Annotated in this window: 20 protein-coding genes; 10 read left to right on the top strand and 10 right to left on the bottom strand. The window is 59.5% G+C overall.

Annotation, left to right across the window (positions count from 1 at the left end; all coding sequences use genetic code 11):
* Nucleotides 1–12: 12 nt before the first annotated feature.
* Nucleotides 13–459 (bottom strand): RrF2 family transcriptional regulator, encoded by a 447-nt coding sequence (locus ACP15U_RS10655; protein WP_425045130.1) that lies wholly within the window; start codon nucleotides 457–459, stop codon nucleotides 13–15.
* A 101-nt stretch (nucleotides 460–560) separates the two neighbouring features.
* Between ACP15U_RS10655 and ACP15U_RS10650 the strand changes: the two genes are divergently transcribed.
* On the top strand, nucleotides 561–1163 hold the full coding sequence (locus ACP15U_RS10650; RefSeq protein WP_425045129.1) for a gamma-glutamylcyclotransferase family protein: 603 nt from the start codon (nucleotides 561–563) through the stop codon (nucleotides 1161–1163).
* A 69-nt stretch (nucleotides 1164–1232) separates the two neighbouring features.
* Here ACP15U_RS10650 and gltX read toward each other — a convergent pair whose 3' ends face one another.
* Entirely contained in the window at nucleotides 1233–2558 is a 1326-nt protein-coding gene (gene gltX, locus ACP15U_RS10645) for a glutamate--tRNA ligase (protein ID WP_425045128.1), read from the bottom strand.
* A 116-nt stretch (nucleotides 2559–2674) separates the two neighbouring features.
* Nucleotides 2675–3130 (bottom strand): DUF1801 domain-containing protein, encoded by a 456-nt coding sequence (locus ACP15U_RS10640; RefSeq protein ID WP_425045127.1) that lies wholly within the window; start codon nucleotides 3128–3130, stop codon nucleotides 2675–2677.
* A gap of 145 nt (nucleotides 3131–3275) precedes the next feature.
* Between ACP15U_RS10640 and ACP15U_RS10635 the strand changes: the two genes are divergently transcribed.
* Nucleotides 3276–4208, top strand: a complete 933-nt coding sequence (locus ACP15U_RS10635; protein ID WP_425045126.1) for an MBL fold metallo-hydrolase — start codon at nucleotides 3276–3278, stop codon at nucleotides 4206–4208.
* Nucleotides 4209–4210: 2 nt separating this feature from the next.
* Here the strand turns inward: ACP15U_RS10635 and ACP15U_RS10630 are convergent, their stop codons facing one another.
* The 3 genes from ACP15U_RS10630 to ACP15U_RS10620 form a co-directional block, all read right to left on the bottom strand.
* Complete coding sequence (locus ACP15U_RS10630) at nucleotides 4211–5542, bottom strand: NAD(P)/FAD-dependent oxidoreductase (protein WP_425045125.1); 1332 nt, start codon at nucleotides 5540–5542, stop codon at nucleotides 4211–4213.
* Between the two features lie 136 nt (nucleotides 5543–5678).
* The gene (locus ACP15U_RS10625; protein WP_425045124.1) at nucleotides 5679–6434 is read right to left on the bottom strand and encodes a hypothetical protein; all 756 of its coding nucleotides are present in this window, start codon (nucleotides 6432–6434) and stop codon (nucleotides 5679–5681) included.
* A gap of 215 nt (nucleotides 6435–6649) precedes the next feature.
* Entirely contained in the window at nucleotides 6650–8308 is a 1659-nt protein-coding gene (locus tag ACP15U_RS10620) for an NAD+ synthase (protein ID WP_425045123.1), read from the bottom strand.
* A gap of 153 nt (nucleotides 8309–8461) precedes the next feature.
* Between ACP15U_RS10620 and ACP15U_RS10615 the strand changes: the two genes are divergently transcribed.
* From ACP15U_RS10615 to ACP15U_RS10605, 3 genes are all read left to right on the top strand, one after another.
* Nucleotides 8462–9901, top strand: a complete 1440-nt coding sequence (locus tag ACP15U_RS10615; protein ID WP_425045122.1) for an MORN repeat-containing protein — start codon at nucleotides 8462–8464, stop codon at nucleotides 9899–9901.
* 293 nt (nucleotides 9902–10194) lie between these two features.
* Entirely contained in the window at nucleotides 10195–11781 is a 1587-nt protein-coding gene (locus tag ACP15U_RS10610) for a 2-isopropylmalate synthase (protein ID WP_425045121.1), read from the top strand.
* 302 nt (nucleotides 11782–12083) lie between these two features.
* Nucleotides 12084–12560, top strand: a complete 477-nt coding sequence (locus ACP15U_RS10605; RefSeq protein ID WP_425045120.1) for a hypothetical protein — start codon at nucleotides 12084–12086, stop codon at nucleotides 12558–12560.
* Nucleotides 12561–12933: 373 nt separating this feature from the next.
* On the opposite strand, the gene ACP15U_RS10600 is transcribed toward ACP15U_RS10605, so the two are convergent.
* The 4 genes from ACP15U_RS10600 to ACP15U_RS10585 form a co-directional block, all read right to left on the bottom strand.
* The gene (locus tag ACP15U_RS10600) at nucleotides 12934–14106 is read right to left on the bottom strand and encodes an NADH:flavin oxidoreductase/NADH oxidase family protein (RefSeq protein WP_425045119.1); all 1173 of its coding nucleotides are present in this window, start codon (nucleotides 14104–14106) and stop codon (nucleotides 12934–12936) included.
* Nucleotides 14107–14247: 141 nt separating this feature from the next.
* Nucleotides 14248–14589 (bottom strand): hypothetical protein, encoded by a 342-nt coding sequence (locus ACP15U_RS10595; RefSeq protein WP_425045118.1) that lies wholly within the window; start codon nucleotides 14587–14589, stop codon nucleotides 14248–14250.
* A gap of 11 nt (nucleotides 14590–14600) precedes the next feature.
* The gene (locus ACP15U_RS10590) at nucleotides 14601–14834 is read right to left on the bottom strand and encodes a glycine zipper 2TM domain-containing protein (RefSeq protein ID WP_425045117.1); all 234 of its coding nucleotides are present in this window, start codon (nucleotides 14832–14834) and stop codon (nucleotides 14601–14603) included.
* Nucleotides 14835–14946: 112 nt separating this feature from the next.
* Nucleotides 14947–15735, bottom strand: coding sequence for a 23S rRNA (adenine(2030)-N(6))-methyltransferase RlmJ (locus ACP15U_RS10585; protein WP_425045116.1), 789 nt, complete (start codon nucleotides 15733–15735; stop codon nucleotides 14947–14949).
* Nucleotides 15736–15892: 157 nt separating this feature from the next.
* Between ACP15U_RS10585 and ACP15U_RS10580 the strand changes: the two genes are divergently transcribed.
* From ACP15U_RS10580 to rodA, 5 genes are all read left to right on the top strand, one after another.
* Nucleotides 15893–16939 (top strand): rod shape-determining protein, encoded by a 1047-nt coding sequence (locus ACP15U_RS10580; protein ID WP_425045115.1) that lies wholly within the window; start codon nucleotides 15893–15895, stop codon nucleotides 16937–16939.
* Between the two features lie 72 nt (nucleotides 16940–17011).
* Nucleotides 17012–17935, top strand: coding sequence for a rod shape-determining protein MreC (gene mreC, locus ACP15U_RS10575; RefSeq protein WP_425045114.1), 924 nt, complete (start codon nucleotides 17012–17014; stop codon nucleotides 17933–17935).
* A complete protein-coding gene (locus ACP15U_RS10570; protein WP_425045113.1) occupies nucleotides 17928–18467 on the top strand; it encodes a rod shape-determining protein MreD in 540 nt (179 codons plus the stop codon). Before mreC ends, ACP15U_RS10570 begins: the two co-directional genes overlap by 8 nt.
* Nucleotides 18464–20407, top strand: coding sequence for a penicillin-binding protein 2 (gene mrdA / locus ACP15U_RS10565; RefSeq protein WP_425045112.1), 1944 nt, complete (start codon nucleotides 18464–18466; stop codon nucleotides 20405–20407). The genes ACP15U_RS10570 and mrdA overlap by 4 nt, the downstream gene beginning before the upstream one ends.
* On the top strand, nucleotides 20404–21555 hold the full coding sequence (gene rodA, locus ACP15U_RS10560; RefSeq protein ID WP_425045111.1) for a rod shape-determining protein RodA: 1152 nt from the start codon (nucleotides 20404–20406) through the stop codon (nucleotides 21553–21555). Before mrdA ends, rodA begins: the two co-directional genes overlap by 4 nt.
* The last annotated feature ends 7 nt before the right edge of the window (nucleotides 21556–21562 follow it).

Raw genomic sequence — 21562 nt, 5'->3', positions numbered from 1 at the left:
CGGCGGGACAGATCAGCGGGTGCAGCTCACCGGCTGCAGCAGCTTCATAAGGTCAAAATTGTCGCAGATCAGGGATTCAAGCGTCAGCGCGTCAAGCGAATCGTAAAACGCATGCGCTGCATCAGCCAGGGCCACACGCAAACGGCAGGCATCTGTCAGCGGACAGGTGTTGTCGGCATCGGCAAAACACTCAGCAATGGGCAAACCGCCTTCGATCAGCCGAAACACTTCTCCGATCCGGATCTGATCGGCTGGTCGAGCAAGGGTCATCCCCCCATTTCGCCCCCTTTGAGTGTTCAGAAAATCAAGTTGACTCAACTGGTTGATGACCTGAGCCAGATGGTTCTCAGAGATGTTGCAGCACTCTGCGATCTCCGCCTTGGTCACCAGACGATCCTTGTTTGCTGCACAGTACATCAAAAGACGAATTGCGATATTCGTCCGTTTTGTGATCCGCATCTCCACCCTCCTGAGGTCGCCTTGATGCCCGACCATTGCACAACGCCCTAAAAACCGGTTTGACATACATCAATCGCAGTTTCGGCAGGAACCGTATCCGCATGACAGCCACCCCCTATTTCTTTGGTTACGGAAGCCTCGTAAACGGGGCCACCCACGACTTTCCCGATCTCCAACCCGCCCGCCTGAAAGGATGGCGGCGCGCCTGGCGTCATACGGATCTGCGCCCGGTTGCGTTCCTGACCGCGATCCCCGACCCAGATACCGAAATCGACGGCATGATCGCCCATGTACCCAATGATGACTGGTCGGCTCTGGACCAGCGAGAATGGGCCTATGACCGGATTCCCGCCACCGGCTCGATCACTCACCCGATCAAGCATCCTGTGGAAATCGCTGTTTATGCGGTCCCACCCAATCGACAGGCGGAACCCTCGAACCGACATCCGGTGCTGCTGAGCTATCTCGACGTCGTGGTTCAGGGTTACCTGCGGAACTATGGAGTTGAGGGCGCACGCCGTTTTTTTGAAACCACCGACGGATGGGATGCGCCCGTGCTCGACGACCGGATAGAGCCCCGGTATCCGCGCCATCAGCAACTACGGCCCGAGGAAACGAATTTCGTTGATCGGGAGCTTGCCTGCCGCACTCGCGTGATCTCTGCTGCCGATCTTGCAGCGATCCGGGGCGCAGACAATGCGTAGAAGGCACACCAAAAATGGGCGTGCCGCTCAAACGGACGCGCCCCTCATTGTTGTCGCGACCGAGAGAACCTAACCGCGCGCCTTGATCACCTGCAGCAGTGGCAGCAAAGCCGCCATTTCCGGCCCGCGCTCCTGCCCCGTCAGCGCCTTGCGCAATGGCATGAACAGCCCTTTACCCTTGCGCCCGGTGGCCTGCTTCACGGCTTGTGTCCACGCGCTCCAACTGTCGCCATCAAGCTGGCCTTCGGGCAGCAAGGCCATTGCCTCGGCGATAAAGTCCCGATCCTCGTCAGCGATCATCGGGTCGGCGCCATCCCGACAAAGCGCCCACCACCCCTCTAGGTCGTTCAGGGTTTGGATGTTCCCACGCGCCATCAACCAGAATGCCCCTGCCAGATCGCCGGGCACGCCGATGGCCTCAAGCCGATCTGCAACGGCACTTTCTGTCAGCGTCTGCAGGTAATGCGCCGTCAAAGGAAACAGATCCTGCACATCGAACTTTGTCGGCGCGGTGCCAAACCGGGCCACATCGAACCCGTCGATCAGTTCGGCCATTTCGGAACGCAGTTCGACCGGATCCGACGATCCCAGCCGCGCCATCAGGCTCAGCAATGCCATCGGCTGAACGCCCTGCTCGCGCAGGTCGCGCAACGCCAGCGTGCCCAGCCGCTTCGACAATGCTTCGCCCTGCGGGCCCGTCAGGAGCGAATGATGTGCGAACCGTGGATGCCCATGGCCAAGAGCGGCCATAATCTGAATTTGCGTCGCGGTGTTGGTCACGTGGTCCGATCCACGCACGACGTCGGTGACGCCCATATCGGTATCGTCTACTACCGAGGCCAGCGTATAAAGCACTTGCCCGTCGCCCCGGATCAAAACCGGGTCAGAGACACTGGCGGCATCGATGGAAATATCGCCGAGAATCCCATCGTTCCATTCAATCCGCTGGTGATCCAGCTTGAAGCGCCAGACACCGTTGCCGCGCTCGGCGCGCAGCGCCTCCCGGTCGGCTTCAGACAGGCTCAGGGCCGCGCGATCATAGACCGGCGGCTTGCCCATATTGAGTTGCTTCTTGCGCTTCAGATCCAGTTCCGTCGGAGTTTCGAATGCCTCGTAGAACCGCCCAATCCCACGCAGTTGGTCGGCTGCCTCGGCATACATATCCAAACGCTCGGACTGGCGTTCGACCCGATCCCAATGCAGGCCCAGCCACTCCAGATCCTGTTTGATCGCATCGACGTATTCCTCTTTCGACCGCTCCGGGTCGGTGTCGTCGATACGCAGGATGAATGTGCCGCCAGCCTTTCTGGCAATCAGGTAATTCATCAAGGCAGTGCGCAGGTTACCCACATGGATGTAACCGGTGGGCGACGGGGCAAATCGGGTGGTGGTCATCTCGGTCTCCTGTTGGAGCGGCTCTTGTCACAGCGGAGGGGCTTTGTCCAGCAATCCAGATCCACCGGTATGGGGTTCCGCTTTTACTGCTGTTGGCCGGCCCCGAGGAGTCGGGGCTATGTCGGTTCGACCGGCCAGATACCGTTCAGGTCATCAAGCCCGGTTCGGATCAGTTCTCCCAGGACCTCCAGGTCAATATCGGCAAGCTTGTTGACATACAGGCAGGATTTTCCGGTTCTGTGTTTGCCCAGTCCGGCAAGGATTTTGGAATAGTCTGAATAACCCGGCATTATATAGATGGAAAACGCCGCTTTGCGTGGCGCAAATCCGGTGGCAAGGAAATCGCCTTCGCGGCCCGAAGCATAGCGATAGTGATACCGGCCGTACCCAACGATGGATGCCCCCCAGATAACCGGCTCGTATCCTGTGACCTGCCTGAACAGCCTGTCGAGTTCTCTGGCTTCGTCCGCACGCCGCGCCGGGTTGATCGCATCGAGGAACACACCGATATCCGTCGACGTAGCCTGTGTCTTGTTTGCATTCTTGGTCCCGCTTCTAGATTGCGCGCTCATCGGATCGCCTCCTCCCTGGCCCATGCGATGCTAGCAGCCTAACATACTGTGCTTTTGCGCACAGTTAGCCCGGCACCTCTGCACGGTTTTCCTTTCACCCTGCTGCGCTACCTCACCGAAAGGAAAACAACACGGAGGATACGCAATGACATTCAATCTGACCCGCCGCGCTGCATTGACCGGAGCGGCAGCCTTGCCGCTCGCAACCGCTGCGACACCTTCTCTTGCAGCGGGTCACGGCGGACACGCGCCCGCCAGCAATGCCCGCACCTTCAAGCTGGGCGGCATGTCGGTGACAACGCTGCTGGATGGAAATTTCCCGCGGGACGGAGTGCGCGAGATCTTTGGAGGCGGCGCCTCGGAAGAGGAATTCGCACAGGTCTCGGCCGAGAATTTCATCCCCGCCGACGTAACGCAATTCTACTTCACCCCGACGCTTATCGACAGCGGTTCGGAACTGGTTCTGTTCGATACCGGTCTCGGCAAGGGCGGTATTCAGGCCGCACTGGCCGAAGCGGGTGTCACTCCCGAAGCCATCGATGTAGTTGTCCTGACCCATATGCACCCCGATCACATTGGCGGGATGATGACCGATGGCTCCCCGAGCTTTCCCAATGCCCGCTATGTCACCGCGTCGACCGAATACGATTTCTGGGCGGCGATGGATGCCGGAAACCGGGTCGGGGACCTGGTTGCCAAGAACGTGACCCCGCTGGCCGAAAAGATGAGCTTCATCAAGGATGGTGGCGAAGTGGCCCCCGGCATCACTGCCATGGCCGCATTTGGTCACACACCGGGGCATATGACCTACATGGTCGAAAGCGACGGACAACAGCTGGTTCTGACCGCAGATCTGGCAAACCATTACGTATGGTCCTTCGCGCGCCCCGATTGGGAGGTCAAATTCGACATGGACAAGGTTGCCGCGACCGCTTCACGCCGAAAGGTGCTGGGAATGCTGGCTGCGGACAAGGTGCCGATGATCGGATACCACATGCCGTTCCCGGCCGCAGGCTTCGTCGAGCCCCGAGGCGACGGGTTCCGCTTTGTTCCAGTCAGTTATCAAATGATGGGTTAAGATCAGCAGCCGGGGTCGGGTGCGACCCTGCTGCCATCCGTAAATCGCGACAGGCGAAACGGGTGCGGGTCCACTACAGGGGCCGCACCCGTAATCAGGTCGGCGACCAACCGACCCGCGCCCGGTCCGATGCCAAACCCGTGTCCTGAAAAGCCGGTCGCAACGAACATTCCCTGCAGTGCATCAACCGGAGAGATCACCGGGATTGCATCCGGAGTGACATCGATCAGGCCGGCCCAGCTCTGTACGATCTCGGCCTTTTCAAGAACCGGAAAGCCCTTGCGTGCAGCATCCCATGCAAGGCGCAATGACCGTTCCGACGGGGCTGGATCAAGAATTCGGCAATTTTCGAACGGTGTTATCTCATCTGGCCGCCATCTCCGCGCCTGCGCTGCTTCCTCGCGCCAACGGCGGGACAGGCGAAACCGCAGCGAACGCCATTCCTGCCGATAGGAATTGAGAAACCTGTAGCCAATTCGGAGACTGTCAGGCACCAGATCGACGGTATTGTCGTTGGCGCCGGCAATCGTATACCCGCCATCGGCGCGCTTGCGCATCGCAAAGCCTCCGGACTTTACCGAAAGCTCGGGCCCACCCGCGACCGGCGAACTGCGCATCACCGTGTTCAGAACCTTGAGCTGCGGCAGAGCAATTCCGGCGTTACCAGCAAACAGCCGCGACCATGCCCCTCCGGCCAGAACCACCGCCCGGCAGGCAACACGGCCGCGCTCGGTCACGACGCCGGCAAGCCGCCCGCCTTCGACATCCAGCGTTCGGACCGCGCAACTGGTCATGATCCGGGCTCCCGCGGCACGGGCTCCCAAGGCAATCGCGGAAACCGCCCTGTGTGGCTCAACGCATCCGTCCATGGGCGTGTATAGTGCACCCTTTAATTTCATCTGATGCCCGGGCAGCAATTGGTCCAGCGCTGCACCCGAGACCATTCGGCACTCGACCTCGTGAGGATGCAGATGACGGGCCCATTGCTCGTATCGCGCAAAATCCCGGTCGCTGCCGACAGTAAACACGTTGCCTGTCCGCCTGTAGCCTGTCGCGTGCCCGGTGCGCGCGTCCAGCCCTTCCCAAATTCGGGTCGCCTCAAGCATCAGAGGGATCTCTCTTGGGTCGCGGCGCGAGATCCGAACCCAGCCCCAGTTACGCGAACTTTGCTCGCCTCCGATCTGACCTTTTTCGCACAGCAGGACAGACAATCCGCGCTCGGCCAGTTCCAATGCCGCCGACACGCCGACAATGCCGCCACCGATCACCACGACATCGACGGTTTTCGGAAGGTTCAAATCAGATTGAAAAGGCGCAAGAACGGGCCCGGGCATAAAAGTTCCTGAAAAATGGCAGCGACTTCATCAGACGCGCCCCGTTCTGAAACGCAAATACCAAATCTTCAAAGACCCTGATCCGTTGCGCTGTGTTGCCCCGCCGCCATGTCTGGCTGGGTTTCGGCCGCGCGACTCACATTTCGCGCGCTTGAGCCGCCAGTTTTTCAAATGGATCCTGATCCATCTTGGCGTGGCGGGGCTGATCCTCATCCATCAGCGGCAGCCCGATCCTTTCGCGCCAGCTGTCCGGCAAAACCCGCAAGGCCGCATCAATGCGCCGGGCCATCCGGTCCCTAAAGGCCAAAACCCGGGCGGCCGAATCTGGCGCCATCCTTTCGAACCGCAAAAAGGCCGCCTCGGAGATTTCCGAATACCGGTCTGGACCGACCGTAAGGTAGGCGACCGCAAAGGCAGACAATCCGAGAAACACCAGAACAGGGATCAGCAGCGGTGAATAAATGAAAATGGCGACCACAAGGATCAACGCGCTGTGCCACCAATGCGGTTCATAGGTTATCCGTCGGCGGCGCGCGCCGGTCGCATCTGCCGGCGCGTCGGACTGAGGCGGGGCGCTCTCTCCCGCCCCGGACCCCAACCGTCCCCCGGGCAGTTCCATGTCCACTTTATGTTGTTCACGCGCCGAGTATGCCTCGGGCATATCTCCCGCGTCTTGCCGGGTGCCCCCACCCAGATCGACCTTGGCCTTGCCGCGTTTCAAAATCACTTTGGTTCTGGCTGAGCCCGCCAAGCGGCGCTTCACAGGTTCCGGATCGGTTTCGTCAACGAACAGATTGCGGATCGCCTGATCGGTCTCCGCCTCATCGACCTCCTGACATGAGGCCTGAATGGGATCCAGTTCATCGTATAAAGATGGCTTCGAGCTGGGCATGGCGATAGCTCCGACAGTGTTTCATCCACGAACGTCCACGCGGTCTGCCGCCGCTTCAGGAGTGGCCCGTACTGCTCGAAACGAGGGCTTTGTTTCCGCCCCGTCGCCTGTCATGTGTCATTTTCGCCGCAAATTGGGCGGCCATTGGGCGAGAATGCGGCAAAATCCGGGCATACACCGCCCTGTCATCAACAAAACGCCAGTTTCGGCGGAATTCAGCCGCGGTCGCGCCAGCGGTTGACCATCGGATAGCGCCGGTCGAGCCAGAACGAACGTTTGGTGAGCCGCGCACCGGGCGCCGACTGAAACCTTTTGTATTCGCTGATATAGATCAGGTGCTCGACCCGCCGAGCTGTTTCTCCGTCGAACCCGGCGGCCACGCAATCAGCGATGGATCCATCCTGATCGACGAGAATATCGAGAATGGCGTCCAGTTCCGGGTAGTCAGGCAGGCTGTCGCTGTCCTTCTGGTCGTCGCGCAACTCTGCGCTGGGCGGCTTGTCGATAACGGAGGGTCGGATTACCTCCCCTTCCGGTCCGTTCATCCAGTTCCGGTGATTGGCATTGCGCCAGCGACAGGTCTCGAACACACGGGTCTTGTAGAGATCTTTGATCGGATTGTAACCGCCATTCATGTCACCATAAATGGTGGCGTAGCCCACTGCCACTTCCGACTTGTTGCCTGTCGTCAGCAACATCTCTCCGAACTTGTTGGACAGCGCCATCAGCAAGAGCCCGCGCAGGCGGGACTGAATGTTTTCCTCGGTCAGGTCCGGTGCCAGCCCGTCAAACAGCGGCGCAAGCGTGTTGGTCACAGCGGCCCTGCTTTCGGAGATCGGCAGATAGTCATATTTCACGCCCAGCGCCTGAGCGACCGCCTCGGCGTCATCCAGAGACTCCTGCGAGGTGTATTCCGAGGGGAGCATCACGCAGCGCACATTCTCAGCACCCAGCGCATCGACCGCAATAGCCGCCACCAGAGCCGAGTCGACGCCGCCAGACAGACCCAGAACCACCTTGCCGAAACCATTTTTTCGCATGTAGTCGCGCAGAGCTTCGACCATCACACGGTAATCCTGCTCCCAGACGTCAGGCAACGGGGCCTCATTGCCCGGCAGAATGCACCAACCCTCATCACCGCGTTCAAGGTCAACATGGGTGATTGCTTCATCGAATACAGGCATCCGAAAGGCCAGTTCGCCACCCGGGTTTAATCCGAAGGTCGCACCGTCAAAGACCTGATCATCCTGCCCGCCGACCATGTTGAGATAGATCAGCGGGAGACCGGTCTCGATTACACGTGCGACCATGTGATTGAGACGGACATCCATCTTGTCCCGGAAGTAAGGAGATCCGTTGGGCACAAGAAGAAACTCGGCACCGGTCTCGGCCAGAGTCTCAGCCACGTCTTCGTGCCAGCTGTCCTCGCAGATCGGAGACCCGATGCGGGTATTGCCAACCGAATAAGGCCCGCCCAGCGGGCCAGCATCAAAGATACGGACCTCGTCGAACACGGTTTCGTTCGGCAGGTGGTGCTTGAGCGACTTTGAGGCGATCTTGCCGCCCTTGAGGATCAGGTAGGCGTTGTAGAGCTTGCCGTCTTCGACCCAAGGCCCGCCGATTGCCAGTGCTGGCCCGTCCGCGCAAGAGGCTGCCAAAGTTTCGACTTCGGCAATCGCGGCGCGGTGGAAAACCGGCTTCGTCACCAGATCCTGAGTGTTGTACCCGGTGATGAACATCTCGGGCAACGCCACCAGATCGGCGCCTGCGGCCTTGCCTTGCTCCCATGCCTGCCGCGCTTTTGCGGCATTGCCGGACAGATCGCCGACAACCGGGTTGAGCTGCGCCAGAGTGATGCGGAAACGATCGGCCATACTGCCCTCTTGCCCATACAGTCTCACGCCATTTACCAGATCGTGGCCCGAGGAAAAGAGTTATACCGCAAAAGACGTTGCCCCCTTCGCGCTGCTCGCCTAGTTTCAAGGCGCCGCGCAAGGGTTTAGGCAACAGGGCATACAGGAACAGTCATGACAGGTATCCGCAGCGCATCGACACTTACCGGAGTTCTCCTGAGCACCGCACTTCTGGCCGCGATCGCCACAGGCCCCGTCCATGCGCAGAACGAACAGGTTCTCACCACACAGGATGAGATCGGCGGCGTCTACGAGGGCACCTTCCGAGGCGGTCTCCAGCATGGGACAGGAACTTATCGGCTTCCAAATGGCTATGAATATACCGGTGACTGGGTCGACGGAGAAATCCTCGGTCGCGGTGTTGCGCGCTTCCCGAACGGTTCGATCTACGAAGGCGAGTTCGCCAAGGGCAAACCCGAGGGTGTCGGCAAGATCGTCTTTTCCGACGGCGGTACCTACGAAGGAGACTGGAAAGACGGCGTAATCAATGGCGGCGGGATTGCGGTCTACGCAAATGGCGTTCGATACGAAGGTGGATTTCTGAACGCTCAGCATCATGGCAGCGGCGTGATGCAAAGCCCCGGCGGCTATGTCTATGATGGCGAATGGGTCGACGGGCAGAAACAGGGCAAGGCCAAGGTCACCTATCCCGACGGGGCAATCTACGAAGGTGAAATCCTCGCCGGGCAGCGTCACGGAGAGGGCAGCCTGACCCTGCCGGACGGGCTGACCTATGTGGGCCTCTGGGCCGACAACCAGATCAGCGGGCATGGTCGGCTAACCCAACCCAATGGCGATGTCTACGAAGGCGATCTGGTAGCCGGCCGCCGCGAGGGCCAGGGCAAGGTGATCTATGCCAACGGTGATGTCTACCAAGGCAGCTTTGCCGATGACCGGCGGCAGGGTTCGGGCACTTTCACCGGCACCGACGGCTATATCTACACTGGCGATTGGGTCGCAGGGCAAATCGAGGGACAGGGGCTCGTAACCTATCCTGACGGGTCGATCTACGAAGGAAACTTCAGCGCCGATCTCGCCGATGGAAAGGGCAAGATCACCTATCCCGACGGATCCAGCTACGAAGGGGATTGGCTGGCCGGAGTGATCGAAGGCGAAGGCACGGCGGTCTACGCAAACGGCATCGTCTACAAAGGTCAGTTCAGAGATGCGAGAAATCATGGCAAGGGTGTGATGACCTATGCCGATGGTTACCGCTACGAAGGTGATTGGGAGGACGGCCAACGCCATGGGCTGGGCGTCGCGACCTATGCCGACGGATCGGTTTATTCCGGGCAGTTCGTTGACGGCCAGCGTCATGGCGAAGGTGAAATCGTGATGGCAAACGGCTTCCGCTACGAAGGGCAGTGGGAAGACGGCGAAATCTCGGGGCGGGGAACAGCCACCTACGCAAATGGCGATGTTTATGAAGGCATGTTCCGCAAGGGCAAGCGGCAGGGCGAAGGCACCATGCGCTATGCCAGCGGGCAGGAGGAAACCGGGACCTGGGACAATGGTGCCCTGACCTCGGACGACGACCCCGCCTCGGACGGCTGATCCGCGCTGGCCGTCAATTCCTGGTCATTCTCCTGACGGGCACTCAGGCCACACACCATCTTGAATTTGCTCAATCGGATCAATTTCCCGCTTCCCATTATCGTGCGGGATCCGTATAAATCGACGCCATGACACGTCACGCGCATATCCATTTTCAGACCGCTGCTCACAGCGCGTCGCTGCGTGGCCTCCTGCTCCTAGTCCGCCTCTGAGCGTGCCCTAAGGCGCGCCCGCTCAGAGGAGACGCATCGCGCGCCATCAGGCTTTAGGACAGAAACGAGAGTGATACCAAAATGACCAATTCCACGGAAGCAGCCCGCGACGACTCGCGCGTCTTGATCTTTGACACGACCCTGCGCGACGGTGAGCAAAGCCCCGGCGCCACAATGACCCACGACGAAAAGCTGGAGATTGCCGAGCTTCTCGACGACATGGGCGTGGATATTATCGAAGCCGGGTTTCCGATCGCCTCCGAGGGCGATTTCAAGGCCGTCAGCGAGATTGCTGCGCGCTCCAAGAATTCCCGCATCTGCGGGCTTGCCCGCGCCAACTTTGCCGATATCGACCGCTGCTGGGAAGCCGTCAAAGGTGCCGGGAAGAACCGGATTCACACCTTTATCGGCACCTCGCCCCTGCATCGGGCCATTCCAGACCTGACCATGGACGAGATGGCCGACAAGATCCATGAGACTGTCAGCCATGCCCGCAATCTCTGCGAGAACGTACAGTGGTCGCCGATGGATGCCACGCGCACCGAATGGGATTACCTGTGCCGAGTGATCGAAATCGCCATCAAGGCCGGCGCCACGACAATCAACATTCCAGACACAGTGGGCTATACCGCTCCGGTGGAAAGCGCCGACCTGATCAAACGCCTGATCGAAACGGTTCCGGGGGCTGACGAAGTGGTCTTTGCCACCCATTGCCACAACGATCTCGGCATGGCGACCGCCAACGCACTCGCTGCCGTTGCTGGCGGCGCTCGACAGATCGAATGCACGATCAACGGGTTGGGCGAACGCGCCGGTAACACCGCGCTGGAAGAGGTGGTTATGGCGCTGAAAACCCGCCATGACATCATGCCGTGGCACACCGGGATCGACACGTCCAAGATCATGCACATCTCGCGCCGGGTCTCGACAGTGTCCGGCTTTCCAGTGCAGTTCAACAAGGCCATCGTTGGCAAGAATGCCTTTGCCCATGAAAGCGGCATCCATCAGGACGGAATGCTGAAGAACCGCGAGAATTTCGAGATCATGCGCCCCGAGGATATCGGCCTGTCCGGCACCTCGCTGCCGCTCGGCAAACACTCGGGCCGTGCCGCCCTGCGCGACAAGCTGGAGACCCTTGGCTTCGAAGTCGGAGACAATCAGCTCAAGGACATCTTTGTTCGGTTCAAGGAACTGGCGGACCGCAAGAAAGAGGTGTTCGACGATGACATCATTGCCCTGATGCATTCGGGCGAGGATGCCGAAAATGACTTTCTGCAGCTGGTCTCGATGAAAGTTGTCTGCGGCACAGGCGGCCCGGCGGAATCGACCGTGGAAATGGAGATTGACGGCAAGGATGTGTCGGCCACAGAACAGGGCGATGGCCCGGTTGACGCGACCTTCAAGGCAATCCGCAACCTGTATCCGACCGACGCGCATCTGCAGCTCTATCAGGTGCACGCGGTGACCGAGGGCACCGATGCGCAGGCCACAGTTTCGGTCCGGCTTGAAGAGGACGGCATGATCGCCACCGGCCAGTCGGCAAATACCGACACGGTCGTGGCCTCAGCCAAGGCCTATACCAATGCGCTGAACCGCCTGATCGTGCGCCGAGCCAAAGCCGGACCGGGCACCGATGCACGCGAGATTTCCTACAAGGATCTCACCTGAGGGACCGAGAACCGAGCGGGTTTAAACGGGCTGGGTAATCCACCAGCCCATGCCGTAGATGTTGAACCGACACAGGTCCGCCCTCAGCTTGGTGGGCTTTTGCCACTACATGCTCCCGAGGATTTCCTCGAGAGCATGTTCAAATTAAAAAGTTGGCCTTGGTGTAACTCCGGTCAAAGTCTGCTCAGCGGACAAAACGCCGTACGCTGCGACTACCAGAATGGTGGTATCGTGACGTCGTCCAGTCGGTACATGGATGGCGCTCAAGCGCTTGATCAGCTGTTCGGTAGTTAGGGTGTGTAATGGTCCAGCCCGATGTAAATCCAAGGGCTGGTGGCCAGGTTGACAGCTCACCTCGAGCGGTACAGTATTTATATTTTTTGGGGAAATTGGAAAGGGATTGGAGGAAAATGATTAGGCTTGCGACAGTAATCGTGGCCGCATCTACACTTTTTGTTAATGCGACTGAGGCCACAGCGGAAAACTGGAAACGTATCAAGACCGAGGCTGACTTCATGAACATAGTGGTCGGGAAATCCCTGAGCGGCGATTTTGGTAAAGCGAAAATCAAAGCTAACGGGACTGGAAGCGGCAAGACCACTCGAGGCCAATACAAAATCAATTGGGTATGGGACAATGGTCGATATTGCCGGAATTTTCGGTTTGGCAACAAAGAGCCGACAGGCACCATCTGTGCGCACATCGATGTAGCAGGCAATAAGGTCCAGTTCAGCAATACTAGCGGTAAAAAAACCGTCAGCGTCTGGACAATGAAATAGAGTCCCACTGGATTCAATTCCATGGAGGCTGCCTATCTTCTCCCTACATGATGGTCAGAACGTGTGCTTCAGGCACTTGATCTGCGTCCAAGTGTGCCCGAAACGTAAATGGAGAAATTCCAATTCAGCGGCATGGAAACAGCGGCTGTACACAGCATTCTATGCCCATTGCGAGTGGCTGCTTCGGGCTCGCAGCAGACATCAGTCGACTTTCGTCAGATGTCTGCCTCTCGAAACACAGGATCTGTTCGCTTGGATCCTATCGCATCATTTCTTAACATATGTCGCATGGGCTGGGGGTAATCCAGCCCGTTTTCTTTTGTGTATGCGCGAGACCTCTGCTCTATCCCGGACCTGCCTGGCGTAGCCCAAGCTAACTGAAATGGGACAACCAAATCTCAGTGCGATGCTGGTCGCGTGCTCCATACGCCTTGATTGCCGCGAACACGTCACGGAAATCTGGCGTCGAATGGTCTTCCGCCAAATCGGCTATCCGCATCGTATACCACGCGGTAATGCCCCCCTCGGGTGTTTCCGAAAATCTAGGGAAAGCCGGTTTCGCCAATTGATCGGCCCGCCACAATTCCGGCAAAGACGGCTCGAGAACCAAAGCCCTGGCAAGCCCAACAACATCAATCGAACCATAGGCAATTGCGTTTTCTGCCTGCGCGCGCGTTTTGAATCCGCCAGTCAGCATCAGCGGCTTGGTGGTCAACGTTCGGGCATGCTTGGCGAACTCAAGAAAGTAAGGACCACGCCCTGCACCATCCGACGCGGATTTCGCCCCCGGAAAGTAAGTGCCGCCGCTGATGTCGATCAGATCCACCGAGCTCATCTCCAGCGCGGACACGACCTTGAGCGCGTCGCTTTCCGAGAACCCGCCTTCCAGCTGATCCGAAGAATTAAGCTTCACTCCAATTGGAAACCCCGGCCCGACCGCAGCCCGAATTGCCCCGATCGTGTCGATCAGCGGTCGCATGCGGTTCTCGATTGGTCCGCCAAAATCGTCGCGCCTTTGGTTGAACAGTGGCGAAAGAAACTGGCTCAGCAGGAAACCATGTGCCGCGTGAACCTGCACCCCGCCAAAACCAGCCTGCTGCGCCATTCGAGCCGTGGCCGCGAACCCTTCCGGCAGGCGTTCGATTTCGTCTCGTTCCATCTTCTCGCAACGCAACCCCGGAAGGTCGAGCGCGCTCGGGCCCTTTGGTGTGCTGGTCGGTTCATAAGCCAGCGCTCCGGCGTGACCGAGCTGCAGCCAGAGCTGGGCTCCACCGCCTGCCCCGTGTCTGGCGAGTTCCTTGAACCGGTCAAGATCAGCTGCTTGGTTCAACACAAGATTGCCCGGCTTCTCGGCAAAACCCGGGTCACCCTGCACCTCGCCAATTATGGACAAGGCCACGCCACCCTCAGCCCATCGCCGATACAGCCTGAATTGCTCGGTTGTCGGATGACCTGTTCCATCACCCAATGAATCAGACATTGCCGACTTGGCAATCCGGTTGTTCAACACCACACCGCAAGGCAATGACAGCGGTTCGAACAACACCGAACCTCTTTCAGATTCGGATTTTTGGACCTTGTCGTTCTCCAACTTGCCAGACCTCCGGTGCGACATCCGCCGCTGTTTCAACGCATTCGGGTGCTCCGACCGGCCGAAATGCAGCCTGCATCCGGGAATTTGCCGGGTTCAATCCAGCGTGCCGTCACCGTCCCGATCAGCACCTTCGAAATCCTTGCGGATCTGGGCGTCGTATTCGCCCTTGGTGATGGTGCCGCTGCCATTGATATCGGTTGCGTCAAAGATATCCTTGCTCATAAAACTTTCGGTTTCAGAGCGTTCCAACCTACCGTTCTGATTGGTGTCCATACCACCAAAAAGCGTGTTCATACGCTCGTTGAATTCGTCGAAGCTCACGGTGCCATCGCCATCGCCATCCAGCAAAAGCAGCGCCTCGCCGGGCATGGTCTCGGCAAAAGCAACTGTCGACAGAGTGAGGGTCGAGAAGAGGGCAATTGTCATGGGCTTCATATCAATTCCTCTCAGCAGTTCATCGCCCGGACGGCGGTTGCGCCGCCGGCAAAGGCACCTGCCGCCGTGGCGATGGTCTGGCCGGTGCCGCCACCGAACCTGTTGCCGATTGCGCCGCCAATTGCAGCCCCGGTCAGGGTGCCACCGACACATGCGACTTCGTGCTGCGTCGGGTTTTGAGGGGCGCAGGCCGCCGCGGTTACGAGAACCGCTGCCAGCGCAGAAAACTTAATAATAGTGGTCAATATGCTATCCCCCAGTTCGATACTTGCACCGTCAAGTTATGCACCCAACGGATCTTTGCAACCGCCGCACACCCGAGGCGAATGGAATGTGCCAAAGATCGCTTGCGGGCAGTCACCCCAACGCCTGATACAACTGGTCTAGCTTCTTGCCTTCCTCTGCAATCCCGTAAGGTGCATTGATCACGAAAAGGCCCGATCCAATCATCCGGTGCCCTGCTCGCACGGGCGAGAAGCGGACCTCATGGCGGAAACCGCCGGGTAACGCCTGCGCTTCCAGTTTTTCCAACATTGGCAGGTGCGCGTCTGTCGTCAGGATTGGATACCAAAGCGCGATGACACCGACATTCCATTTGCGGTGCAGTTTCGTGATGCGCGCAGACATGGCGGAATAGTCGTCTGATGTCTCATAGCTCGGATCAATCAGCATCAACCCGCGGCGCGGAACAGGCGGTGTCAAGGACTGCGCAAGCGCATATCCATCCTCACGATAGACCTTGGCGCCATAAGGCCGCATGGCAGCCGCCAGCGCCGCATGTTCTCGCGGATGCAATTCGGCCAGATGCAGGCTGTCGCCCGGGCGCAGCAACTCGGCCGCCAGAACGGGTGATCCGGGATACGCCGTCTCGCCATGTTTTGCCCGCACCTGCTCAAGCGCCTCAAGCAGCGGGTGCCCTTCATCGAGCATTCCCTCAGCAAGCAGGCGGCTGATCCCAGCCTTGGCTTCGCCGGTCTTGACCGCCTCGGCTGCATCGAGGTGATACAGGCCTCGCCCGGAATGTGTTTCGATGTAGCTGAGCGGTTTGTCCTTCCGGGTCAGATATTTCAGCATCCATGCCAAAAATGCGTGTTTCTGCACGTCAGCCAGGTTCCCGGCGTGGTAAATGTGTTGATATGAGAGCATGATGCCTTTTACCCTGCCGATACGTGAGGCGAAAACGTGCTGAACTATTTGGATTCGGCCCTTTTACATAAGACCGCCGCACCCTATAAGTCTGACGTCCCTCGTCCATCGAGTCGTGGGCAAAATCAAGAATTTTGGCAAGCAGGATCACAACAACATGGCGATCTTTGGTAGTCTGGGCGGCCTGTTCACTGCGGACATGGCAATTGACCTGGGGACTGCGAACACGCTGGTCTATGTAAAGGGCCGCGGGGTGATCCTGTCGGAACCCTCAGTGGTGGCCTATCACGTGAAGGACGGTCAGAAGAAAGTTCTGGCCGTGGGCGAAGACGCAAAGCTCATGCTGGGCCGCACTCCCGGCAGCATTGAGGCGATCCGCCCGATGCGCGAAGGGGTGATCGCGGACTTCGACACCGCCGAGGAAATGATCAAGCACTTTATCCGCAAGGTGCATAAGCGCTCGACCTTCTCAAAGCCCAAGATCATCGTCTGCGTTCCACATGGCGCGACTCCGGTGGAAAAACGCGCGATCCGCCAATCGGTTCTGTCTGCAGGCGCCCGCCGTGCGGGCCTGATTGCCGAGCCGATTGCAGCCGCCATCGGGGCGGGTATGCCGATCACCGATCCGACCGGAAACATGGTTGTCGATATCGGCGGCGGAACCACTGAAGTTGCCGTCCTGTCGCTGGGCGACATCGTTTATGCCCGATCGGTCCGCGTTGGCGGCGACCGCATGGACGAGGCGATCATTTCTTATCTGCGCCGTCAGCAGAACCTACTGGTGGGTGAATCCACCGCCGAGCGTATCAAGACCTCGATCGGTACTGCACGGATGCCCGATGACGGGCGAGGTCAGTCGATGCAGATCCGCGGTCGCGACCTGCTGAACGGCGTTCCGAAAGAGATCGAGATCAGCCAGGCGCAGGTTGCCGAAGCGCTGGCCGAACCGGTTCAGCAGATCTGCGAAGCGGTGATGACCGCGCTGGAAACCACCCCGCCGGATCTGGCCGCCGATATTGTCGACCGGGGCGTGATGCTCACCGGCGGCGGCGCGCTCCTGGGCGATCTGGATCTGGCGCTGCGCGAACAGACCGGGCTGGCGGTTTCCATTGCCGATGAAAGCCTGAACTGCGTGGCCCTGGGCACCGGCAAGGCGCTGGAATACGAAAAGCAGCTGCGCCACGCGATTGACTACGACAGCTAAGGGGCGCAGGCTCGACCCAGCGGGAAATCAACCCCGCAGGGTTTAGACCCGAGCTGCGCCGAAAGGAGATCCTTGGCCAAGGACCGCTCACAGCGCGAGGAATACGGAGCCCCCCTGCGCCGTCTCCTTCTGGGGGTGATCCTGCTGTGTCTGCTTGGCATCTTCCTTGTCTGGCGCATCGACAGCCCCCGGGTCGAAAGGTTTCGCGCGCAAGTTACAGACCGAGTCGTTCCCTCGATGGACTGGGCCATGGTTCCGGTGACGGCGACCATCAATCTTGTCCGGGATTTCCAGAGCTATCATCGCCTGTCCGAACAAAACCGCGAACTGCGTAGCGAACTGCGTCAGATGCGAGCATGGAAAGAGGCGGCCCTCCAACTCGAACAGGAAAACGCGCGGTTGCTGGACCTCAACAACGTGCGACTGGATCCTCGGCTGACCTTCATAACCGGCGTGGTGATGGCCGACAGTGGGTCTCCCTTTCGGCAATCAGTGCTGCTGAATGTCGGAGCACGGGATGGAATTGTCGACGGCTGGGCCGCGATGGACGGGATCGGGCTGGTCGGCCGGATCTCGGGCGTTGGACGCAACACCGCACGGGTGATCCTGCTGACCGACGCGGCCAGCTCGGTTCCTGCAACCATCCAGCCTTCGGGCCAGACCGCGCTAGTGGCCGGCGACAACACCGCAGCACCCGTGATCGATTTCCTCGAAAACCCCGACATGGTTCGCCCCGGCGACCGGGTCGTCAGTTCCGGAGATGGCGGCGTGTTTCCCGCCGGACTGCTGATTGGACAGGTCGCAGCGTCACCCACCGGGCGGCTTCGCGTGCGCTTGTCGGCAGATTACGAACGGCTCGAATTCTTGCGGGTGTTGCGCCATCATGGCTCGGTGCCGATTGATGATCCGGGCGGGATCGTCGGGCCGGTGCGTGCGGTTCCCCATCCCGGCGGAGCCGACGCTCCGAAAACAGAAGAGGAGGCCCGCAATGAGTGAACGCGCGCCTTCGCGGATCTGGGCCATGCGGTTGGTTTATCTCGGTCTGGCACTTCTGATCATGTTCTTTCATCTGCTGCCGCTTGAAACAGTGCCCCGACGCCTTGCCCCACCGGACCTGCTTATTGCCTTCACCTTCGCATGGTCGCTACGGCGGCCCGATTTCGTTCCGATACTCAGTGTCGCTTTGGTAATGCTTCTGGCTGATCTGCTGTTCGGGCGCCCGCCCGGCCTGCTGTCGTCGTTGGTCGTCATCGGCGCGGCCTATCTGCGTGGCAGTTCCGCGGGCATGAGCGATGCAAGCTTTGTGGGCGAATGGTTGTCCGTTGGGGCCGTTCTGGTGGCGGTCACACTTTTGAACCGGGTGATCCTAGGCCTGTTTCTTGTGCAGCAAGCCCCGCTCTGGCTGACACTGAGCCAGTTGGTTCTGACCGTTCTGGTCTATCCGCTTGTAGCGTTCGCAACGCAGTACCTGTTGGGTGTTCGCAAACTGGCACCCTCGGATGCCGAGGCCTTTGGAGGTCGGGCATGAAACACAATCCGCGCGAGCTTCAACAAACTCACCGCCTGCTGACGCGACGCTCTCTTGTGCTGGGCGGCATGCAGGCTGCCTTTGTCGGCGGGTTGGCTATGCGAATGAGGTTCATGCAGGTTGATCAGGCTGACGAGTTTCGTCTGTTGGCCGAAGAAAACCGCGTCAACATCCGCCTGATCCCCCCGTCACGCGGCGAGATCTTTGACCGTAACGGCAAGATCATCGGGCAGAATTCGCCGTCTTACCGGATCGTGATCGTACCCGAAGATGCCGGCGATGTTGACAAGGTGATTGCAGACCTGTCGCAACTGATCCCTCTGGACGGCGAAGATCTGGAACGCGCCCGCACCGAAATGCGTCGCTCGCCGCCGTTTCTCCCGATCACGCTGGCTGACCAGATCCGCTGGGAGGATATCTCGAAAGTCGCGGTGAATGCCCCGGCCCTGCCCGGCATCACCCCCGAAGTGGGTCTGATCCGCGTCTATCCCCGTGGTGATGCCTTTGCCCATGTGGTCGGCTATGTCGGCCCGGTCAGTGACTATGATCTCAAACAGCTCGAGGATCCCGAACCCGTGCTGCGCATTCCGCGCTTTCAGATCGGCAAGGTCGGTCTGGAAGCCAAGCGCGAAAGCCTGTTGCGCGGCAAGGCCGGCGCCAAACGGGTCGAGGTCAATGCCGCAGGGCGTGTCATGCGGGAACTTGACCGGCGCGAAGGCCAGCCCGGCGCCGATCTGCAGATCACCATCGACGCGGATCTGCAAAGCTATGTTCAGGCAAGGCTGGGCAAGGAAAGCGCCGCCGCAGTCGTCATTGATTGTGAAACCGGTGACATGCGGGCCTGTGTTTCGGCTCCCGGCTATGATCCCAACCTTTTTGTGCGGGGCATTTCGGTTGCCGACTACCGCAGTTTGCAGGACGACCCCTATCGGCCGCTGGCGAATAAGTCAGTTCAGGGCACATATCCGCCCGGCTCAACGTTCAAGATGGTGACCGCGCTGGCCGCGCTCGAGGCCGGAATTGTCGGACCGGACGATACCGTCTATTGTCCCGGTTTCCTGAAAGTCGGCAGCCGCCGGTTTCACTGCTGGAAACGTGGTGGCCACGGCTATGTCGACCTGAACACTTCGCTAAAGCGCAGCTGCGACGTCTACTACTACGACGTGGCGCTCAAGGTCGGGATCGACCGGATTTCGGAAATGGCCAACCGGTTGGGACTGGGTGTCCGCCACGACCTTCCAATGTCCGCTGTCGCCCGAGGCCTGACCCCGAACCGCGACTGGAAGGTTCGCGTGCATGACGAAGAGTGGCTGGTCGGCGACACGGCGAACTCTTCGATCGGCCAGGGTTTCATGCTGGCATCACCCATGCAGCTGGCGGTCATGTCCGCGCGCATCGCCACTGGCCGAAGCGTCACGCCCCGGCTGGTAAAATCCATTGGCGGCGTTGAACAACCTTCGGGTGCCGGCGAGCCGATGGGCATAAATGAAAACAACCTGCGCCGGATTCGCAGGGCAATGTATTCGGTCAGCAATGACCGGCGCGGAACGGCCTATGGCAGCCGCATCATCGAGGATGCCTATCGGCTCGCCGGCAAGACCGGAACCAGCCAGGTGCGCAACATCACCGCCGCAGAACGCGCCGCCGGCGTGATCCGGAACAGCGACCTTCCATGGGAGCGGCGCGACCACGCTCTGTTCGTCTGCTTCGCCCCTTACGACAATCCGAAATACGCGGTCTCGGTGGTGGTCGAGCATGGCGGCGGCGGTTCAAAAGCGGCCGCCCCTCTGGCGCGCGATATCATGTTGCAGGCGCTCTATGAAGGACCGCCACCGCTGGAAGCCTATCCGGCGAAAGACCGCGAAAGGATCAAGGAACTGCAGGAGCGCCTGGAGCGCGAGCGCCCCGACCTGCGCCGCTCGGGGAGCGACCGGGCATGAGTTATCTTGAGTATAACGTCAAACACACGCCGACGGGCATCCGCAAGATTCTCTATCTCAACTGGCCACTCACTCTGCTTCTGATCTCCGTCGCTGGTGTTGGCTTCCTCATGCTTTATTCGGTTGCCGGCGGATCATTCACACCGTGGGCAGAACCGCAGATGAAGCGATTTGTCATGGGCTTGACCGTCATGCTTATCGTGGCAATGGTGCCAATCTGGTTCTGGCGCAACATGGCTGTTGTTGCTTACGCATTGTCGATCGTGCTGCTGATCGCCGTTGAACTGGTCGGCACCGTCGGCATGGGCGCCCAGCGGTGGATCGACCTCGGTTTCATGCGACTGCAACCTTCGGAGCTGACCAAGATCACGTTGGTGATGTTGCTGGCCGCATATTACGACTGGCTGCCTGCCAACAAGACCTCGCGTCCGATCTGGGTGCTGATCCCGGTCGTCATGATCCTTTTTCCGACCTTTCTTGTTTTGCGACAGCCAGATCTTGGAACGTCGATCCTGCTATTGGCTGCTGGCGGCGGGTTGATGTTTCTTGCGGGCGTGCACTGGGCCTATTTCGCCGCGGTCATTGCAGCGGGGGTGGGGCTGGTGACGGCCGTGTTCAAAAGCCGGGGCACGGATTGGCAATTGCTGAAAGACTACCAGTACCGCCGCATCGACACCTTCCTTGATCCTTCAACAGACCCGCTGGGCGCTGGATATCATATCACCCAATCAAAGATCGCACTGGGATCCGGTGGCTGGACCGGGCGCGGCTTTATGCAAGGAACCCAATCGCGGTTGAATTTCCTGCCGGAGAAGCACACCGATTTTATTTTCACTACGCTGGCCGAAGAGTTCGGCTTTCTCGGCGGATTTTCTCTGCTTGGTCTTTACACGCTGATCATTGTTTTCTGCACCGCCACGGCGCTTGCCACCCGGGACCGGTTTTCAAGTCTGGTGACGCTCGGGATTGCGCTCAACTTCTTCCTGTTCTTTGCCGTCAACATGTCGATGGTCATGGGGCTGGCACCCGTCGTGGGCGTGCCGCTGCCAATGGTCAGCTATGGCGGGTCGGCAATGCTGGTGCTGATGGTGGCCTTTGGTATCGTCCAAAGCGCCCATGTCCACCGGCCCCGAGCACCCGTCACATAAGGAATAC

Origin of the sequence: Primorskyibacter sp. S87, from assembly GCF_049801055.1 — a bacterium.
Lineage (GTDB): Bacteria > Pseudomonadota > Alphaproteobacteria > Rhodobacterales > Rhodobacteraceae > JBNAGF01.
The sequence above is the reverse complement of the archived record's forward strand: the minus strand, read 5'-3'. Positions and strand labels throughout refer to the sequence as shown.

Excerpts from the sequence above, each read along its gene's own strand:
- ACP15U_RS10650 (WP_425045129.1), top strand. The coding sequence starts at position 561 with ATGACAGCCACCCCCTATTTCTTTGGTTACGGAAGCCTCGTAAACGGG.
- ACP15U_RS10605 (WP_425045120.1), top strand. The coding sequence starts at position 12,084 with ATGGTCCAGCCCGATGTAAATCCAAGGGCTGGTGGCCAGGTTGACAGC.
- ACP15U_RS10610 (WP_425045121.1), top strand. The coding sequence starts at position 10,195 with ATGACCAATTCCACGGAAGCAGCCCGCGACGACTCGCGCGTCTTGATC.
- ACP15U_RS10570 (WP_425045113.1), top strand. The coding sequence starts at position 17,928 with ATGAGTGAACGCGCGCCTTCGCGGATCTGGGCCATGCGGTTGGTTTAT.
- gltX (WP_425045128.1), bottom strand. The coding sequence starts at position 2,558 with ATGACCACCACCCGATTTGCCCCGTCGCCCACCGGTTACATCCATGTG.
- ACP15U_RS10620 (WP_425045123.1), bottom strand. The coding sequence starts at position 8,308 with ATGGCCGATCGTTTCCGCATCACTCTGGCGCAGCTCAACCCGGTTGTC.
- ACP15U_RS10630 (WP_425045125.1), bottom strand. The coding sequence starts at position 5,542 with ATGCCCGGGCCCGTTCTTGCGCCTTTTCAATCTGATTTGAACCTTCCG.
- ACP15U_RS10640 (WP_425045127.1), bottom strand. The coding sequence starts at position 3,130 with ATGAGCGCGCAATCTAGAAGCGGGACCAAGAATGCAAACAAGACACAG.
- ACP15U_RS10635 (WP_425045126.1), top strand. The coding sequence starts at position 3,276 with ATGACATTCAATCTGACCCGCCGCGCTGCATTGACCGGAGCGGCAGCC.
- ACP15U_RS10585 (WP_425045116.1), bottom strand. The coding sequence starts at position 15,735 with ATGCTCTCATATCAACACATTTACCACGCCGGGAACCTGGCTGACGTG.
- ACP15U_RS10595 (WP_425045118.1), bottom strand. The coding sequence starts at position 14,589 with ATGAAGCCCATGACAATTGCCCTCTTCTCGACCCTCACTCTGTCGACA.
- ACP15U_RS10615 (WP_425045122.1), top strand. The coding sequence starts at position 8,462 with ATGACAGGTATCCGCAGCGCATCGACACTTACCGGAGTTCTCCTGAGC.
- ACP15U_RS10625 (WP_425045124.1), bottom strand. The coding sequence starts at position 6,434 with ATGCCCAGCTCGAAGCCATCTTTATACGATGAACTGGATCCCATTCAG.
- ACP15U_RS10655 (WP_425045130.1), bottom strand. The coding sequence starts at position 459 with ATGCGGATCACAAAACGGACGAATATCGCAATTCGTCTTTTGATGTAC.
- mrdA (WP_425045112.1), top strand. The coding sequence starts at position 18,464 with ATGAAACACAATCCGCGCGAGCTTCAACAAACTCACCGCCTGCTGACG.
- ACP15U_RS10580 (WP_425045115.1), top strand. The coding sequence starts at position 15,893 with ATGGCGATCTTTGGTAGTCTGGGCGGCCTGTTCACTGCGGACATGGCA.
- rodA (WP_425045111.1), top strand. The coding sequence starts at position 20,404 with ATGAGTTATCTTGAGTATAACGTCAAACACACGCCGACGGGCATCCGC.